This is a genomic window from Nocardia sp. NPDC059764, from assembly GCF_042732555.1.
In the GTDB taxonomy this organism is placed as follows: Bacteria; Actinomycetota; Actinomycetes; order Mycobacteriales; family Mycobacteriaceae; genus Nocardia.
This window is the reverse complement of sequence record NZ_JBHWHH010000059.1, coordinates 1-16,728: the sequence shown is the minus strand read 5'-3', so window position 1 is coordinate 16,728 and position 16,728 is coordinate 1. Positions and strand designations below refer to the sequence as shown.

Sequence of the window (16,728 nt, the reverse complement as noted above, 5' to 3'; positions counted from 1 at the left end):
TTCGGCCAACCGCGAGTGAAGCAGCCTGGTCGGGACTAAATTGTTCACCGGAGATTGCGCAGCACCGGTCAGGATCGACACCTTCGGCCCGAGGACACCTCATGGTGAAGCCACTGATGCGACCCGTCGAGCTCCCGAACAGCGCCCGTCCCCGACGCGTCGCTCACGCGACATTCGGCGCGGCCGCGGCCCTGACGCTCGCTGCCAGCCCGCTCACCGTCGGATCGGCCACCGCCGCTGACCTGCCCACCGTGGTGCTGGTGCATGGTGCTTTCGCCGACTCCTCCAGCTGGGACGGCGTCGCCGCGCGGCTGCGCGCGGACGGCTACCCCGTCGTGACGCCGGACAACCCGCTGCGCGGTCCCGCGTACGACGCGGCCGCGATCCAGCGCACCCTCGACGGCATCACCGGTCCGATCGTGCTGGTCGGGCACTCCTACGGCGGCACCGTGATCAGCAATGTGCACGACCCCGAGGTCGAATCCCTGGTCTACATCTCCGCTTTCGCGCCCGTGCAGGGCGAAGCCGCACTGCTGGAACTGAATCCGATCCGGTACCCGGGCTCGCAGCTCACCCTCGCGCTGCGGCTGAAGGCCGTCGACGACCCGCAGGGCATCGCGGGCAAGAACCTGGACGCCTACGTCGACCCGGCCCGCTTCCCCGAGGTATTCGCCCAGGACGTCGATCCGGCGATCGCCGCGGACATGGCCGCCCGCCAGCATTCGCTCGCCCTGTCCGCCAACCTCGAGGCCTCGGGCGCGCCGTCGTGGGCCTCGACGCCGAGCTGGTACCTGGTGTCCACCGCCGACCGGGTGATTCCGCCCGCCTCCCAATGGGATATGGCCGAGCGCATGAACGCCCACGTCTCCTCGATCGACGCCTCGCACGCCGGGCTGGTCTCGCACCCGGCCGACGTGGCGGCCATGGTGGAGGCCGCCGCCGGGCGGTGAGCGTGCGGGCGGTCGTACGGCGAGCTGTGCGACGCCCACTATCCTGGAGTGGATAATCCGGGAATTCCGTATGGCCGGCGCCGAGTGTCCCGCCGCGGAAGGCTCGGGGACGCGCCAGGCGTGCCCGAGGCGAGCGAGGAGGTGGGGCCATCATGTCGAGCACTGAGCAGCGACGGCTCGAGGTCCTGCGGGCCATCGTCGCGGACTACATCGCGACCAAGGAGCCGATCGGGTCCAAGACCCTGGTGGAGCGCCACAATCTCGGCGTGTCCAGCGCGACGGTCCGCAACGACATGGCGGTGCTCGAGGCCGAGGGCTACATCGCCCAGCCGCACACCTCGTCCGGCCGCATCCCGACCGACAAGGGCTACCGGCAGTTCGTCGATCACATCTCCGAGGTGAAGCCGCTGTCCGGCCCGGAACGCCGGGCCATCATGGAATTCCTGGAGAGCGGCGTCGACCTCGACGACGTGCTGCGCCGCGGGGTCCGGCTGCTCGCGCAACTGACCCGGCAGGTCGCCATGGTCCAGTACCCGACGGTGTCGGCGTCGACCGTGCGGCACATCGAGGTGGTCGCGCTCAATCCGGCGCGACTGCTGCTGGTGGTGATCACCGACACCGGCCGGGTCGATCAGCGCCTGGTCGATCTGGGCAATCTGATCAGCGACGAGGATCTGGCCGCGCTGCGCGGCATGCTCGGCAAGGCGATGGAGGGCAAGCGCCTGGCCGCGGCCTCCGCGGCGGTGGCCGAACTGCCCGAGCATTCCCCGGGCAAGCTGCGCGACGTGCTGGTCCGGGTGTCCACCGTGCTGGTCGAGACCCTCGTCGAGCACGCGGAGGAACGCCTCGTGCTGGGCGGCACCGCCAACCTCACCCGCAATGCCTCCGACTTCCCCGGCAACGGCTTCCCGGGCTCCCTGCGCACCGTTCTGGAGGCGCTCGAGGAGCAGGTGATCGTGTTGAAGCTGCTGGCCGCGGCGCAGCAGCCGGGTACCGTGACGGTGCAGATCGGTGAGGAGACCAAGGTCGAACAGATGCGCGGGACGGCCGTGGTGTCCACCGGTTACGGGCTGACCGGTACGGTGCTCGGAGGTATGGGGGTGCTGGGGCCGACCCGCATGGACTATCCGGGGACCATTGCCTCGGTGGCGGCCGTCGCCCGGTACATCGGTGAGGTGCTCGCCGAACGGTGAGCAAGCACGAGACGAAACAGGACTAGAGACGCACGTGGCACGGGACTATTACGCACTGCTCGGAGTCGCACGGGGTGCGACCGACCAGGAGATCAAGCGCGCCTACCGGAAGCTGGCCCGCGAACTGCATCCCGACGTGAATCCGGAGCCGGAGGCCCAGGAGAAGTTCCGCGAGGTCTCCACGGCCTACGAGGTGCTGTCGGACCCGGAGAAGCGGCGCATCGTCGACCTCGGCGGCGACCCGATGGAATCCGGCGGCGGCATGGGCGGCGGCTTCTCGGGCGCGGGCTTCGGCGGCCTCGGCGACGTCTTCGAGGCGTTCTTCGGCGGCATGAACGCCTCCGGCGGCACCCGCAAGCCGCGCGGTCGCGTGCAGCCGGGCGCGGATTCGCTGCTGCGGACCCGGCTTTCGCTGCAGGAATGCGCGGTCGGCGTCACCAAGCACCTGACCGTCGACACCGCCATCCTCTGCGACCTGTGCCAGGGTTCGGGCACCAACGGCAACTCCAAGCCGGTGCGCTGTGAGACCTGTGGCGGCGCGGGCGAGGTGCAGACCGTGCAGCGGTCCTTCCTCGGCCAGGTCATGACCTCGCGTCCCTGCCCCACCTGCCGGGGCGCGGGCGAGACGATTCCGGACCCCTGCCGCAAGTGCGGCGGCGACGGCCGCGTGCGTTCGCGCCGCGAGATCGCCGCGCCGATCCCGGCCGGTGTGGCCAACGGCATGCGGGTGCGTCTCGCGGCCCAGGGCGAGGTCGGCCCGGGCGGCGGTCCCGCCGGCGATCTGTACGTGGAGATCGTGGAGCAGCCGCACGACACTTTCGTGCGTGACGGCGACGACCTGCACTGCACCATCCGGGTTCCCATGGTGGACGCGGCGCTGGGCACCACGGTCGTCATCGACACCATCCTCGACGGCCCGGTCGAGCTGACCATCCCGGCGGGCACCCAGCCCGGCGAGGCGTCGGTGCTGCGCGGCCACGGAATGCCCAAGCTGCGCGCCAACTCTCGCGGCGACCTGATCGCGCACCTCGACATCGTGGTGCCGACCAAGCTCGACGCCAAGCAGTCGGACCTGCTGCGCAAGTACAAGGGCATGCGGGCCAACGAGCACACCGAGGTGCTGTCGGCGCAGTCCGAGCACAACTCGGGCCTGTTCGCCCGGCTGCGCGCCTCCTTCAGCGGACGCTGATCCCTTGGCCGCCACCGTCTTCTACCTCGACGAGATCCCCGAACCGGGTGCGACCGCGGTGCTGGACGGCCCCGAGGGCCGCCACGCCGCCACGGTGCGCCGCATCCGGGTGGGGGAGCCGATCACGCTGTCCGACGGGCACGGGATCCTCGCCGATTCGGAAGTGGTTGCGGCCCAGAAGGATCGTCTCGAGCTGAAGGTCCTGTCCAAGCGCGCGGCCGCGCCCTGGACCCCGCAGGTGACGGTGGTCCAGGCGCTGCCCAAGTCCGACCGTTCGGAACTGGCGGTCGAGCTGATGACCGAGGCGGGCGCCGACGCCATCGTCCCGTGGCAGGCGCTGCGCTGCGTCTCCAACTGGGAGTCCAAGGCCCGCAAGGGCGTCGAGAAGTGGCGCGCCGCCGCCAAGCAGGCCGCCCGCCAGTCGCGGCGCGCCTATATCCCGGATGTGGCGGAGCTGCACGGCACCAAGGACCTGCTGGAACTGGTGCGCTCGGCCAAGGCGCAGGGCGCGCTGGTGGCCGCCCTGCACGAGTCCGGCGAATCCCGTTTGACCGAAATGTCTTTCGACGGGGTGCCCGAGATCATCCTCATCGTCGGCCCCGAGGGCGGCCTGGACGACTCCGAGCTGAAGGCCCTCGCCGAAGCCGGAGCCGACATCGTGCTCCTCGGCCCCACGGTGCTGCGCACCTCCACCGCCGCGGCCGTCGCCCTGGGCGCGCTGGGCGCTCTCACCCCGCGCTGGTAGCGCTCGCCCCGCGTGCCGGGGCATCGATCCCGTCGAGTTCGCCACGGAATGGATTCGGCGCAGCGGCAGTTGCGTGTCAGCGCGGCGTTATGCCTGCTGGTAGCCGCTTATTCACTGGGCGGTGTCGGTGGGCGGCGGTAAACTTCTGTCAACGACGACGGCTTCGAGACCGGAAAGCAGGCCATAGCCACTTTTGAGAACACCAGGCGAAATCGGCGATCAGAGCACTTCCACTGCCCGCATCGGCGGTGTCGACGGTTCCGGACCGGCGGGGCGGACCGTTCGTTCGAGCATCGAATTGGCGCCGGAATCGGTGTTCGGATTCCTGGGTTCGGCTGATGAGAACCTGCGTGAACTCGAGCGCCTCCTCGATGCCGACATCCACGTCCGCGGCAACTCCGTCACCCTGACCGGCAAACCGGCCGATGTGGCGCTGGCCGAGCGCGTGGTGGCCCAGCTGGTCGCGTTGACCGCACGCAACCGGGTGGTCACGCCCGAAGCGGTGCGGCACACCTACTCCATGCTCACCGAGGGTTCCTCGGACTCCCCGGCGGAGGTGCTCAGCCTGGACATCCTGTCCCGGCGCGGCAAGACCATCCGGCCCAAGACGCTGAACCAGAAGCGCTACGTCGACGCCATCGACGCGCACACCATCGTCTTCGGCGTCGGCCCGGCCGGTACCGGCAAGACCTACCTCGCCATGGCCAAGGCCGTGCAGGCGTTGCAGACCAAGCAGGTCAACCGCATCATCCTGACCCGGCCCGCGGTCGAGGCGGGCGAGCGGCTGGGCTTCCTGCCGGGCACCCTCAACGAGAAGATCGACCCGTACCTGCGCCCCCTCTACGACGCCCTGCACGACATGATGGATCCCGAGGCGATCCCGAAGCTCATGCAGGCCGGCGTCATCGAGGTCGCGCCGCTGGCCTACATGCGCGGACGCAGCCTCAATGATTCGTTCATCATTCTGGATGAGGCGCAGAACACGACCGCCGAGCAGATGAAGATGTTCCTCACCCGCTTGGGCTTCGGTTCCAAGATAGTGGTGACCGGAGATGTCTCGCAGGTCGACCTGCCGTCCGGCGCGCGGTCGGGTCTGCGGGCGGCGACGGAGATCCTGCACAGCGTCGATGACATCCATGTCTCCGAGCTCACCAGCGCCGATGTGGTGCGTCACCGCCTGGTCGGGGCGATCGTGGACGCCTATGACCGGTACGAGTCGGAGACGCGGCCGCCGGCGGCGGTCCACTATCCGGGCAATCGGGCGCAGCGACGTGCCGCGAGCCGGGGAGACCGGCACTGAACTCGACCACTACGCTGATCGGGTGAGTATCGAGATCGCCAACGAATCGGGTATCGAGGTATCCGAAGAAGAACTGGTCAGCGTCGCGCGGTTCGTCATCGGTCAGATGGACGTCCATCCGGCGGCCGAGCTGTCGATGGTGCTGGTCGATCTCGACACCATGGCGGATCTGCACATGCGCTGGATGGACCTACCGGGTCCGACCGACGTCATGTCGTTCCCCATGGACGAGCTGGAGCCGGGCGGGCGGCCCGATGCCGCCGAGCCCGGCCCCTCCATGCTCGGTGACATCGTGCTCTGTCCGGAGTTCGCGGCCCAGCAGGCCGAGAAGGCCGGGCACTCCATGGATCACGAGCTGGCGCTGCTGACCGTGCACGGCGTCCTGCACCTCCTCGGCTACGACCATGCCGAGCCGGAGGAGGAGAAGGAGATGTTCGCGTTGCAGGCCTCCCTGCTGGAGGGCTGGTACGAGAACGTGCGGCAGGAGATGCGCCGCGCCGAGCTGGCCGAGCGCGACCAGCGGCTGCTGGGCAAGACCGGATTCACCGACACCACCGGTGATCCGCTGGGCCCGGCGTGAATTCATTCGTTCTGCTGCTGCTGGCGATCGTCCTGGTCCCGGCCGGCGGGGTGTTCGCGGCGCTGGATTCGGCGCTGAACACCATTTCGCCCGCGCGCGTCGAGGATCTGGTGCGCGTGGAGCGGACCGGGGCGGCGCGGCTGGCGCGCATCATCGCGGATCGGCCGCGCTATGTGAATCTCATGGTGCTGCTGCGCCTTACGTGCGAGATCACGGCAACGGTGTTGCTGGCGGCCGTGCTGCTGGACTGGCTGGGCGAGGCGCTTGCGCTGCTGATCACCGCGGCGGTCATGGTGCTGGTCGACTATGTGGTGATCGGTGTCGGCCCGCGCACGCTGGGCCGGCAGCACGCCTACTCGCTGGCGCTGGGCGCGTCGCTGCCGTTGCAGGCCATCGGCTCGCTGCTGGGCCCGATCAGCCGCCTGCTCATCCTGATCGGTAATGCGATCACCCCCGGTAAGGGATTCCGCAACGGCCCCTTCGCCTCCGAGATCGAACTGCGCGAAGTGGTGGATCTGGCGGGCGAGCGCGGCGTGGTGGACGCCGACGAGGCGCGCATGATCCAGTCGGTCTTCGAACTCGACTCCACCCCGGCGCGCGAGGTCATGGTGCCGCGCACCGAGATGGTGTGGATCGAGGCGGACAAGACCGCGGCGCAGGCCATGTCGCTGGCGGTGCGGTCGGGCCATTCGCGGATTCCGGTGATCGGGGAGAACGTCGACGATGTTCTCGGCGTCGTCTACCTGAAAGACCTTGTCCCGTACGCGGATCGGAGCCGGAAGGTGAAGGTGCGCCAGGTCATGCGGCCCGCCGTCTTCATTCCCGACTCCAAGCCGCTGGACGCGCTGCTCGACGAGATGCAGCGCCATCGCAATCACATGGCGGTGCTGGTCGACGAGTACGGCGGCATCGCGGGCCTGGTCACCATCGAGGACATTCTCGAGGAGATCGTGGGCGAGATCGCCGACGAGTACGACAAGGACGAGATCGCGCCGATCGAGCAGATCGGCGCCGGCAAGTTCCGGGTCTCGGCCCGGCTGCCCGTCGACGACCTGGGCGAACTGTTCGACATCGAGATCGAGGAGGAGGACGTCGACACCGTCGGCGGCCTGCTCGCGCACGCCCTGGGCCGTGTCCCGCTGCCCGGCTCCAAGGCCGTCGTCCAGGGCTTGCAATTGAAGGGGGAGGGCGGGGCCGACGCGCGCGGCCGCATGCGGATCCACACGGTGGTGGTGCGCAAGGCCCAGGAGAAGACGAGAATCGAACCGGCGGAACAGGAACCGGGCGGCACATACGACGATGGAGAGGCCGATGACCGAGATGAACGCCGATGATTGAGCTCGACGCCGAGGACGGCAAGCTGCGGGTGCTCGCCCGCGGCGCGATGGGCCGCACCGGCGGCCGCGGCGGTGCGGCCGTGGTGGTGGCGGGCAAGCTGTCCGATCCCGGTGTGGCGGCCGTGCGTGAGGTGTCGCCTTCCGCGCGCGTCATTTTCAGCGACGTCAAGGGCGCGGTGTTCGACGTGCTCGAAGGGGACAGCGACTACGGCGTCGAGAATCCCATCGCGGCGAGGCAGCCCGCGGACAATGCCGCGGGCGCGCGCGAGGTCCCGGCGGGCTTCGATCTGGACAGCGAATCGGAGGTCTTCGAATGAGCGGCCGGGGCAGCACCGACGGCGAATTCCGTTCCGGCTTCGTGTGTTTCGTGGGCCGGCCGAACACCGGCAAGTCCACGCTGACCAATGCCATGGTGGGGCAGAAGATCGCCATCACCTCCTCGCGGCCGCAGACCACCCGGCACACCATCCGCGGCATCGTGCACCGCGACCACGCGCAGCTGATCCTGGTCGACACCCCCGGTCTGCACCGGCCGCGCACCCTGCTCGGGCAGCGGCTCAACGATCTGGTGCGCGATACGTATTCGGAAGTCGACGTGATCGCGGTCTGCATTCCGGCCGACGAGAAGATCGGTCCCGGTGACCGCTGGATCGTCGAGCAGATCAAGACCATGGCGCCCAAGACCACCCTGCTGGGCGTGGTCACCAAGATCGACAAGGTGAGCCGCGACCAGGTCGCGCACCAGTTGATGGCGGTCTCCCAGCTGCTGGGTCCCGAGGCCGAGGTGGTTCCGGTGTCCGCGGTCAAGGGCGAGCAGGTCGAGGTGCTCATCGACGTCATCGCCTCGCAGATGCCCGAGGGCCCGGCCTTCTACCCGGACGGCGAGCTCACCGACGAGCCCGAGGAAGTCCTGATGGCCGAGCTCATTCGCGAGGCCGCCCTGGAGGGCGTGCGCGACGAGCTCCCGCACTCGCTCGCGGTGGTCATCGAGGAGGTCCTCGAACGCGAGGAGAACGACGACACCGAGACCGAAGGCCGCCGTTCCGCCGAGGGCATGCTCGACGTGCACGCCCTGCTGTACGTGGAGCGCCCGAGCCAGAAGGCCATCATCATCGGCAAGGGCGGCGCCCGCCTCAAGGAGGTCGGCACCAACGCCCGCAAGCAGATCGAGCACATCCTCGGCACCCGTATCTACCTGCACCTGCACGTGAAGGTGGCCAAGGACTGGCAGCGCGACCCGAAGCAGCTGGGCAAGCTCGGCTTCTGACCCGCGTCATGCGAATGGCACACCGATGAGGGAATCTGCCCTCGCCGGTGTGCCATTCGGCGTTTCTAGGACTGCGGCCACCACGGCGTCGGGCGGGCCTTGTGCCACTGGAGTTCCGATTCCAGCTGGGCCGCAACCGAAACCAGCAGCTCCTCGGAGTTGGCGGGACCCATCAGCTGGGAGCCGACCGGGAGCCCGTCGGCGGTGAAACCGGAGGGGATGTTCACCGCGGGCCAGCCCAGCACGTTCCACGGCCAGGTGTAGGGGCAGGCGGCGGTGATGAGTTCGTCGGTGGCCCAGGCGCCGATGCCGTCGATCTCGCGGACGCCCGGGGGCGGGGTGGCGGTGGTGGGGGCCAGCACCAGGTCGAAGTCGTCGAAGATGCGGCCGGTCTGCTTGCGCAGCAATGGTTCCGCCGCGCGGGCGGCGAACAGCAGCGGGGACAGCAGGCGGCCGACGGTGGCGTTGTGGTGGGTGCGCGGGTCGACCTGCGCACCGGGCAGCCGGTCGAGGGCCTCGCGGATGCCGACCATGGACCGCGGCAGGAAGGTCGCGCCCATCAGCACGCCGTAGTGCACGTCGGCGACGGTGACCTGGTGGCCGAGGCGGCGCAGGGTCGCGGCGGTGGCGTGCACCCGCGCCTCGACCTCGCGATCGAGTGCGGTCTTGGTGGCGGTGAACGGGATGCGCAGCGACAGCGCGATGCGCAGGCGGCCCGGATCCCGGCCGACCGCGTCGGAGGCGCGCAGCGCGGGCGGGGTGTGCAGGTCGCCGGAATGCGGTCCGGCGGCGGCGTCGAGCAGTAGCGCGGCGTCGGCGACGGTGCGGGCGAGCGGGCCGTTCACGGTGAGCCCGTAGAAGGCTTCGGGCAGCGGCCAGGTCGAGATGCGGCCGCGCTGGGGCTTGATGCCGACCAGGTTGTTCCAGGCGGCGGGAATGCGGACCGAGCCCGCGCCGTCGGAACCCAGTGCGGCGGGCACCAATCCGGCCGCGACGGCCGCCGCGGAACCGCCCGACGAACCGCCGGGGGTGTGGCCCGCGCTCCACGGATTCGTGGTGTGCCCGAAGGCGTCTCCGCTGGTGAACGGCAGTTGGCCGAGCTCACAGGTATTGGTCTTGCCGATGATCACCGCGCCCGCCGCGCGCAATCGGCGCACCGCTTCGGCGTCCTGGGTCGCGGCCGGGAAGTCGCCGCCGCAGCCGAAAGCCGTTGGCGTGCCGGTCAGATCGGTGTCGTCCTTGATGGCGAGCGGCACCCCGAGCAGCGGTTCCCGTTGTCCGGCGGCGAGTTTGCGGTCCGCCTCGGCGGCTTCGGCGAGGGCTTCGGCCCGGCGCACGATCCGGAAGGCGTTCAACGCCCCCTGGCTGGCCTCGATGCGATCGAGCGCCGCCGTGGTCGCCTCGACCGATGTCACCGTGCCCGCGGCCAGTGCCGCCGCGAGTTCCGTCAGGCCGAGTTCGCCGACCGCCGCCAAAGCCATGTGAATCCCGTCTCGTTTGTACTGGGGAGTAACATAGCGCGACTTTGGTCACACGTCCAACAGTTGGCGTTTGTGAAAGACCGCCATCGGCCCTACTGATCTCCGCGTCGCTCGTGCGCGGGCGTACCGCCGTCCGGCCCACCCCTCCGGGACCGGACGGCGGTACAGCTGTGAGGAACCCCGCCCGCCCGCGGGGTGATGCGCAGCGATCGGGGCGCGGACGGCACGGCCGCCCAGCGCGATCCGGCGGCGGGAGTCTGGCGCGTCATGGAGTCCTCCGATGGGTGCGTCCGAATGCTCTGCCTTGCGGGTTTCAGCCTGGTCTCAGTCGCCAATCGCGGGCCAACGAACTTCTAACCGCGCCCCGCCGCGATACACGCCGCGACTCGTCACCGCCCGGTCGGTCCCGCGTGCGAGACTGTTGCGGTGCGGTTGTATCGGGATCATGCGGTGGTGTTGCGCCAGCACAAGCTGGGCGAGGCGGACCGTATCGTCACGCTCCTGACCCGCCAGCACGGTCTGGTGCGCGCGGTAGCCCGGGGTGTGCGGCGCACGCGCTCCAAGTTCGGCGCCCGCCTGGAACCGTTCGCCTACGTCGACATCCAGCTCCATCCCGGCCGCAATCTCGACACCGTCACCCAGGTGCACACGGTCGAGACCTTCGCCGCCGACATCGTCGCCGACTACGGCCGCTACACCACCGCCTGCGCGGTCCTCGAAACCGCCGAGCGCCTCGCGGGCGAGGAGGGCGCACCCGCAGCCCGTCTGCACACCCTCACCGCGGGCGCCCTGCGCGCCATCGCCCTGGGCCACCGCCCGCACGAACTGATCCTCGACGCGTTCCTGTTGCGCGCCATGGGTTTCGCGGGCTGGGCCCCCGCCCTCGACGACTGCGCCCGCTGCGCCACCCCCGGCCCGCACCGCGCCTTCCACGTCGCCGCCGGCGGCGCGGTCTGCGTGCACTGCCGTCCGCCCGGCGCGGCCACCCCGATGCTCGGCGTCCTCGACCACATGAGCGCCCTCAACCGCGGTGACTGGTCCGGCGTCGACGCCGTCTCCGACGCCATGCGCCGCCAGGCCAGCGGCCTCATCGCCGCCCACCTGCAATGGCACCTCGAACGCCAGCTCCGCACCCTCCCGCTCATCGAACGCACCCGCCCCCACGACGCCGTCGCCCGCACCGAAGCCGCCATCGGCTGACCGGTCGGACACCCGCCGGTCCGGTGTCGGAATTCGGAGAACGAGGGTCGGCGGTGTGGAGGTCCGGTGTGAATCCAGTGGGCGGCGTCCAGCGCTGTGGCGCGTCGGGCAGGATGGGGGCGTGATCGGGAACCGGAAGTCATCGACTGAGCAGCGTGTTGTGCGGCCGCCGTCGCCGCATCCGTCGGGGGCGAAGCCGCCGGCGATTCCGGCGGAGTTCGTGCCCAGGCATGTGGCGCTGGTGATGGACGGGAACGGGCGGTGGGCGCAGGAGCGCGGGCTGCCGCGCACCGCGGGACACGAGCGCGGCGAGGCGGTGCTCATGGACACCGTCGAGGGCTGCATCGAGATGGGCGTGAAGTGGCTGTCGGCGTACGCGTTCTCCACCGAGAACTGGCGGCGCAGCCCGGACGAGGTCCGGTTCCTGATGGGGTTCAACCGTGACGTGATCCGTCGCCGTCGCGACGAGATGCACGAGTTGGGTGTGCGGGTGCGGTGGGCCGGGCGGCGACCGCGCCTGTGGCGCAGCGTGATCAAGGAATTGGAAGTCGCGCAGGAGCTCACCAAGGACAATACGGTGATGACTCTGACCATGTGCGTCAACTACGGCGGCCGCGCCGAGATCGCCGACGCCGCACGGGAAATCGCGCGCCGGGTGGCCGCGGGGGAGCTGGATCCAGAGAAGGTCACCGAGGCCACCGTCGCCCAGTACCTGGACGAGCCCGATATGCCGGACGTGGACCTGTTCCTGCGCCCGTCGGGTGAGCTGCGCAGCTCCAACTTTCTGATCTGGCAGGCCGCGTACGCCGAATTCGTGTTCCAGGAAACGCTTTTCCCCGATTTCGATCGCCGCAATCTCTGGGACGCCTGCCTGGAGTACGCCAAGCGTGACCGCCGTTTCGGAGGTGTGAAGTGACCGATCAGCTCACTCCCGCGGAGGTATTGCAGGACCGCGCCCGCGCGCTGCTGCTGCGCTACGGCGTGGAGGTGCGCGAGGAGGAGGGCGCCCTCGGTTTCGAATACGAGGGCGCGCTGTGCTCGCTGCGCGGGGTGAACCTGTCGCCGGGCCTGGATGTGCTGGCGCTCATGTGCATTCTGGCCTGGGACCGCCCGGTGAAGCCGCAGCTGCACAAGCGGGTCGCCGAGCGCAATGCCGCGCTCCAGTTCGGCACGCTGACCGTGGTGTCGCGCGACAAGCTGGCGGATGTGATCCTGCGCTACACCTTCCCGGCCGCCGGGCTGGAGGACGAGCCGCTGGCCACCCTGCTGCTGTTGACGCTCTCCGGTGCGGGCCGCGCCCGCCAGGGCCTGCTGCCCTGACGGGGTCGCCGCCCGGGATCGGTTCAGGCCCGGGCGGTTTCGGGTTCTCCGGCGGCGTCGCGATAGCCGGGCAGGATCTCGGTGATGCCGCGCGCGAAGGTGTCGGGATCGGCGTCGCCGAGAATGAGATGCTGCAGGATGATCCCGGGCAGCAGCCCGAGGAAGATCTTGGCGATGGCGTCGGTGTCGGCGTCCGGGGGGAACCAGCCCGCGTCGCGCATGCGATTGGCGTAGTCGAACCACAGGCGGCGGAAGCCGAGGATATTGGTGCGCACGTAATCGGCGATATTGGCGTCGGTGAGGGCCAGCGCCCAGGCCTGGGGGATGACCCGCACGGGCCCGCCGGGGGCGCTGAGCTTGACGATGTCCTCGCTCATCAGCCGGACCAGGGCGGGCGGCGTGGGTAGCGGGTCGCTGTAGACGGCTTCGGAGAGGGTGGCGCGCAGGTCGACGGTGGCTTCGGTGGCGAGGGCCTCGATGATGTCGTTCTTGGATTTGAAGTAGCGGTAGACCGCTCCGGCGGAGAGCCCGGATTCGGCGAAGACGTCCTGCATGGTGGTGGCGTGCAGGCCTTTGCGGGCGAAGCAGGTCTGTGCGGCGTCGAGTATCTGTTGTCTGCGGCGTTCCAGGTGTGCATCGCTGACTCTGGGCATGCGCCCAAATTAAAACGAATATTCGTTCTCAACAAGCTGACAATGCCATGTCAGCCCTGTCCCATCCGTTGCGAATTTGTGTGGGCCAGTCGGGATTCCGGCTGGTCAGCCCTTCGCGGCGCAGCATTCGCGGCAGGTGCCGAAGATTTCCATGGTGTGGCTGATATCGGTGAATCCGTGCTCGGCGGCGATCGAGTCGGCCCACGCTTCCACGGTGGGGCCCTCCACCTCGACGGTGCTGCCGCAGCGGCGGCAGACCAGGTGATGGTGGTGCCCGCTCGAGCACTGCCGGTACACCGATTCGCCGGTGTCGGTGCGCAGCACGTCGACCATTCCGGCGTCGGCCAGCGATTGCAGGGTCCGGTAGACCGTGGTCAGGCCGATGCCCTCACCGCGTTTGCGGAGTTCGTCGTGCAGTTCCTGCGCGGAACGGAATTCGTCGATGTCGGCCAGCAGAGCGGCGATGGCGCTGCGCTGGCGGGTGCTGCGAACCCCGACCGTCTTCTCGGTTGTTCCCACGGGTCACCCTTCCTCGGCGTGCGCGACCGCGTCGATGACGATGTGCGCGAGATGCTCGTCGACCAGTTCGTAGATGACCTCGCGCCCGGTGCGCTCACCGCGCACCACCCCCGCGGATTTCAGGATCCGCAGGTGTTGACTGATCAGCGGCTGGGTCACTCCGAGGGTATCGACGAGCTCGTGCACGCAGCGCGGCGACTCCCGCAGCTGCAGCACGATGGCTATGCGCACCGGCGCCGCGAGGGCGCGCAACAGTTCCCCGGCGGAGTCGAGAATGGTGCGAGACGGCACCACCGGCGGCTGCGGCGACCGGTACGGATACTCGTCGTGGGGGATCGCGGCCGGAGCCTCGGTCGCGACGTGCGAGCGCCGCAGAGGCGCACCGCTGTCCGTGGTCATCGAACCAACTCCTTATTGGAAACCGATGCCATTCTTATATGCACGGGTACGCATGTCAAACATGAAGTCGGCGCGTCGCCTCAGCAGTTGCCATCCTGGGGCATAGGCATGGACCGATCGAAGTAGTACTCGGGCCGATGCTTGTCCGGCGTGCCGCCGAAGGACGGCGGATTGCCGTAGTTGGGGGCCAGGAAGCCCTTCTTCCCCAGGAAGCAGTTGACCGGATACGCGAAGCCCTGGACGTCGCCGATCCACATGCCCTGCGATCCGCCGTCGTAGGTCGGGTCCTCGACCCAGTCGTACTCGACCACCCGCCGCACCATCGCGACGATGTCCAACGCCCCGTACCCGGTGCGGTCCGGCGGCGTGAACGCGTACGCCACCGAGTAATCGGTGCGAATCGCCAACTCGCCCTTGCCGTTCAGCCCCACCGTCATGGACCCTTCGACCCGCGGCGAGACCGGCAGCAGCCGATACCCGGGCGCCAGCTTCTCGGTCAGCCACCAGGTGTCCGCCGCGTTCCCGGACTTCAGCTTCGGCCGGATGTCCTCGACCTGGTGGGTGGCCAGCAGGGCCAGCACCGGTTCGGCGTCCTGGGTTTCGAGCACGTGCTGATCCAGCCGGGCGGTGACGATCAGCTGTTTGACGCGATCGGTGGCCGCGGTCACGGTCGCGGCCGAGTAGCGCCCGACCGGCGCGGCGGCGGGCGGCTGGATTCCGGCCGCGCCTTCGGACCAGGTGGCGGTCGGGGTGTTGGCGAACGGGTGGGCCAGATCCACGGGCGCGGTCGTGGCGATCGTCGAACTCGCGTCGTCCGCCGGGCGGGCCTGGAGACGATTGAGCAGAACGGCGCTGCCGAGCAGCGTCACCGCCGCGATCGCGAGCGCCACCGTGTACTTGCTCCCGTACGTTGCCATGGCCCCACCTCTGTGCTGTTGTGGATCGCGCACCCCCGCGCGACCGGTGTCCTCGTTCCAATATGGCCGGTTGTGATCAGGGCTGCATCCCCTGCTTGTGGGGGCAGTGGGTGCAAAGTGGGTTGCTCGCGGCAGATAGTCTGGACCTAATCCTTTGCAATCTTCCGGACACGGATGGAGAACTGTTCAGTGGCACCCAAGTCGAAGGTGGACACCGTCGCCAATCTCGCCAAGCGTCGGGGTCTCGTGTACCCGAGCGGTGAGATCTACGGCGGAACGAGGTCGGCCTGGGATTACGGTCCGCTGGGCGTGGAGCTCAAGGAGAACATCAAGCGGCAGTGGTGGCGGTCCATGGTGACCAGCCGCGACGACGTGGTCGGTCTGGACTCCTCGATCATCCTGCCGCGTCAGGTGTGGGTGGCCTCGGGTCACGTCGCGGTGTTCAACGACCCGCTGGTGGAATGCCTCAACTGCCACAAGCGGCACCGGCAGGACCACCTGCAGGAGGCGTACGCCGAGAAGAACAAGCTCGACGACCCGGACTCGGTGTCCATGGAGCTCATCGTGTGCCCGGACTGCGGCACCGTGGGCAAGTGGACCGAGCCCAAGGACTTCAACATGATGCTGAAGACCTACCTGGGCCCGGTCGAGTCCGAAGAGGGCATGCACTACCTGCGCCCGGAGACCGCGCAGGGCATCTTCGTCAACTACGACAATGTCGCCACCACCGCGCGCAAGAAGCCGCCGTTCGGCATCGCGCAGATCGGCAAGTCGTTCCGCAACGAGATCACCCCGGGCAACTTCATCTTCCGCACCCGCGAGTTCGAGCAGATGGAGATGGAGTTCTTCGTCAAGCCGGGCGAGGACGAGCAGTGGCACCAGTACTGGATCGACACCCGCATGGCCTGGTACACCGACCTCGGTATCGACCCGGAGAACCTGCGGCTGTACGAGCACCCGAAGGAGAAGCTGTCCCACTACTCCACCCGCACGGTGGACATCGAGTACCGCTTCCGCTTCGCCGGCAGCGAGTGGGGCGAGCTCGAGGGTGTCGCCAACCGCACCGACTTCGACCTGAAGACGCACTCGGAGCACTCGGGCAAGGAGCTGGTCTACTTCGACCAGCAGACCGGTGAGCGGTACACCCCGTTCGTCATCGAGCCCGCGGCCGGTCTGACCCGTTCGCTGATGGCGTTCCTGGTCGACGCGTACCACGTGGAGCAGGTGCCGACCGCCAAGGGCGGCGTGGAGGATCGCACCACGCTGCGCCTCGATCCGCGGCTCGCTCCTGTCAAGGCGGCCGTACTGCCGTTGTCGCGCAACGCGGATCTGTCGCCGAAGGCCAAGGACCTGGCCGCGCAGCTGCGCCGGAACTGGAACGTGGACTTCGACGACGCCGGCGCCATCGGCCGCCGCTACCGTCGTCAGGACGAGATCGGCACCCCGTTCTGCATCACGGTCGACTTCGACACGCTCGAGGATCACGCCGTCACCGTGCGTGAACGCGACTCGATGGCCCAGGAGCGGGTGGCCCTGGATCAGGTGGAGGGCTACCTGGCCGCGCGCCTCATCGGCGCCTGATCCCACTTGCCAGAAAAAAACGGGCAAAAACGGACCCGTGTTTTGTATAATTACCCACGGTTGTAAATAGGAGTGTGATAGAGAAATTTGGTAAACC

General features: G+C 68.8%; 17 protein-coding genes and 1 pseudogene. 13 read left to right on the top strand and 5 right to left on the bottom strand.

Annotated elements, in window-relative coordinates; genetic code table 11:
- Positions 1-101 precede the first annotated feature (101 nt).
- From ACFV4K_RS15655 to era, 9 genes and pseudogenes are all read left to right on the top strand, one after another.
- The gene (locus ACFV4K_RS15655) at positions 102-950 is read left to right on the top strand and encodes an alpha/beta fold hydrolase (RefSeq protein WP_379275378.1); all 849 of its coding nucleotides are present in this window, start codon (positions 102-104) and stop codon (positions 948-950) included.
- 152 nt (positions 951-1,102) lie between these two features.
- Complete coding sequence (hrcA, locus tag ACFV4K_RS15650; RefSeq protein WP_357086239.1) at positions 1,103-2,143, top strand: heat-inducible transcriptional repressor HrcA; 1,041 nt, start codon at positions 1,103-1,105, stop codon at positions 2,141-2,143.
- A gap of 34 nt (positions 2,144-2,177) precedes the next feature.
- Positions 2,178-3,332 (top strand): molecular chaperone DnaJ, encoded by a 1,155-nt coding sequence (dnaJ, locus tag ACFV4K_RS15645; RefSeq protein WP_357086237.1) that lies wholly within the window; start codon positions 2,178-2,180, stop codon positions 3,330-3,332.
- Positions 3,333-3,336: 4 nt separating this feature from the next.
- Positions 3,337-4,077: a 16S rRNA (uracil(1498)-N(3))-methyltransferase gene (locus ACFV4K_RS15640; protein WP_357086235.1), complete on the top strand. Its 741-nt coding sequence runs from the start codon at positions 3,337-3,339 to the stop codon at positions 4,075-4,077.
- A gap of 241 nt (positions 4,078-4,318) precedes the next feature.
- The gene (locus tag ACFV4K_RS15635; RefSeq protein WP_379275411.1) at positions 4,319-5,377 is read left to right on the top strand and encodes a PhoH family protein; all 1,059 of its coding nucleotides are present in this window, start codon (positions 4,319-4,321) and stop codon (positions 5,375-5,377) included.
- A gap of 22 nt (positions 5,378-5,399) precedes the next feature.
- Positions 5,400-5,957 carry an rRNA maturation RNase YbeY gene (gene ybeY, locus ACFV4K_RS15630; RefSeq protein ID WP_357004316.1) on the top strand — a complete coding sequence of 186 codons (558 nt, stop codon included), beginning with the start codon at positions 5,400-5,402 and terminating at the stop codon, positions 5,955-5,957.
- Positions 5,954-7,291, top strand: a complete 1,338-nt coding sequence (locus ACFV4K_RS15625; RefSeq protein ID WP_379275375.1) for a hemolysin family protein — start codon at positions 5,954-5,956, stop codon at positions 7,289-7,291. Before ybeY ends, ACFV4K_RS15625 begins: the two co-directional genes overlap by 4 nt.
- A pseudogene (locus ACFV4K_RS15620) lies at positions 7,288-7,467 on the top strand (cytidine deaminase); the annotation flags it as partial. The gene ACFV4K_RS15625 and the pseudogene ACFV4K_RS15620, both read left to right, overlap by 4 nt.
- Positions 7,468-7,607: 140 nt before the next feature.
- The gene (gene era, locus ACFV4K_RS15615) at positions 7,608-8,561 is read left to right on the top strand and encodes a GTPase Era (protein WP_379275373.1); all 954 of its coding nucleotides are present in this window, start codon (positions 7,608-7,610) and stop codon (positions 8,559-8,561) included.
- A gap of 65 nt (positions 8,562-8,626) precedes the next feature.
- Here era and ACFV4K_RS15610 read toward each other — a convergent pair whose 3' ends face one another.
- Entirely contained in the window at positions 8,627-10,042 is a 1,416-nt protein-coding gene (locus tag ACFV4K_RS15610; RefSeq protein WP_379275372.1) for an amidase, read from the bottom strand.
- 426 nt (positions 10,043-10,468) lie between these two features.
- Between ACFV4K_RS15610 and recO the strand changes: the two genes are divergently transcribed.
- The 3 genes from recO (at position 10,469) to ACFV4K_RS15595 (ending at position 12,562) form a co-directional block, all read left to right on the top strand.
- Complete coding sequence (gene recO / locus ACFV4K_RS15605) at positions 10,469-11,242, top strand: DNA repair protein RecO (RefSeq protein WP_379275370.1); 774 nt, start codon at positions 10,469-10,471, stop codon at positions 11,240-11,242.
- Positions 11,243-11,363: 121 nt separating this feature from the next.
- A complete protein-coding gene (locus tag ACFV4K_RS15600) occupies positions 11,364-12,158 on the top strand; it encodes an isoprenyl transferase (RefSeq protein ID WP_379275368.1) in 795 nt (264 codons plus the stop codon).
- Complete coding sequence (locus ACFV4K_RS15595; RefSeq protein ID WP_379275367.1) at positions 12,155-12,562, top strand: hypothetical protein; 408 nt, start codon at positions 12,155-12,157, stop codon at positions 12,560-12,562. The genes ACFV4K_RS15600 and ACFV4K_RS15595 overlap by 4 nt, the downstream gene beginning before the upstream one ends.
- A 23-nt stretch (positions 12,563-12,585) precedes the next feature.
- Here the strand turns inward: ACFV4K_RS15595 and ACFV4K_RS15590 are convergent, their stop codons facing one another.
- The 4 genes from ACFV4K_RS15590 to ACFV4K_RS15575 form a co-directional block, all read right to left on the bottom strand.
- Positions 12,586-13,215, bottom strand: a complete 630-nt coding sequence (locus ACFV4K_RS15590; protein ID WP_379275366.1) for a TetR/AcrR family transcriptional regulator — start codon at positions 13,213-13,215, stop codon at positions 12,586-12,588.
- Between the two features lie 105 nt (positions 13,216-13,320).
- Positions 13,321-13,734 (bottom strand): Fur family transcriptional regulator, encoded by a 414-nt coding sequence (locus ACFV4K_RS15585; protein WP_379094962.1) that lies wholly within the window; start codon positions 13,732-13,734, stop codon positions 13,321-13,323.
- 3 nt (positions 13,735-13,737) lie between these two features.
- Positions 13,738-14,133 (bottom strand): metalloregulator ArsR/SmtB family transcription factor, encoded by a 396-nt coding sequence (locus ACFV4K_RS15580; RefSeq protein ID WP_213560109.1) that lies wholly within the window; start codon positions 14,131-14,133, stop codon positions 13,738-13,740.
- Between the two features lie 80 nt (positions 14,134-14,213).
- Entirely contained in the window at positions 14,214-15,050 is an 837-nt protein-coding gene (locus ACFV4K_RS15575) for a hypothetical protein (RefSeq protein WP_379275365.1), read from the bottom strand.
- A gap of 189 nt (positions 15,051-15,239) precedes the next feature.
- Between ACFV4K_RS15575 and ACFV4K_RS15570 the strand changes: the two genes are divergently transcribed.
- Complete coding sequence (locus ACFV4K_RS15570) at positions 15,240-16,631, top strand: glycine--tRNA ligase (RefSeq protein ID WP_357278584.1); 1,392 nt, start codon at positions 15,240-15,242, stop codon at positions 16,629-16,631.
- Positions 16,632-16,728: the final 97 nt, after the last annotated feature.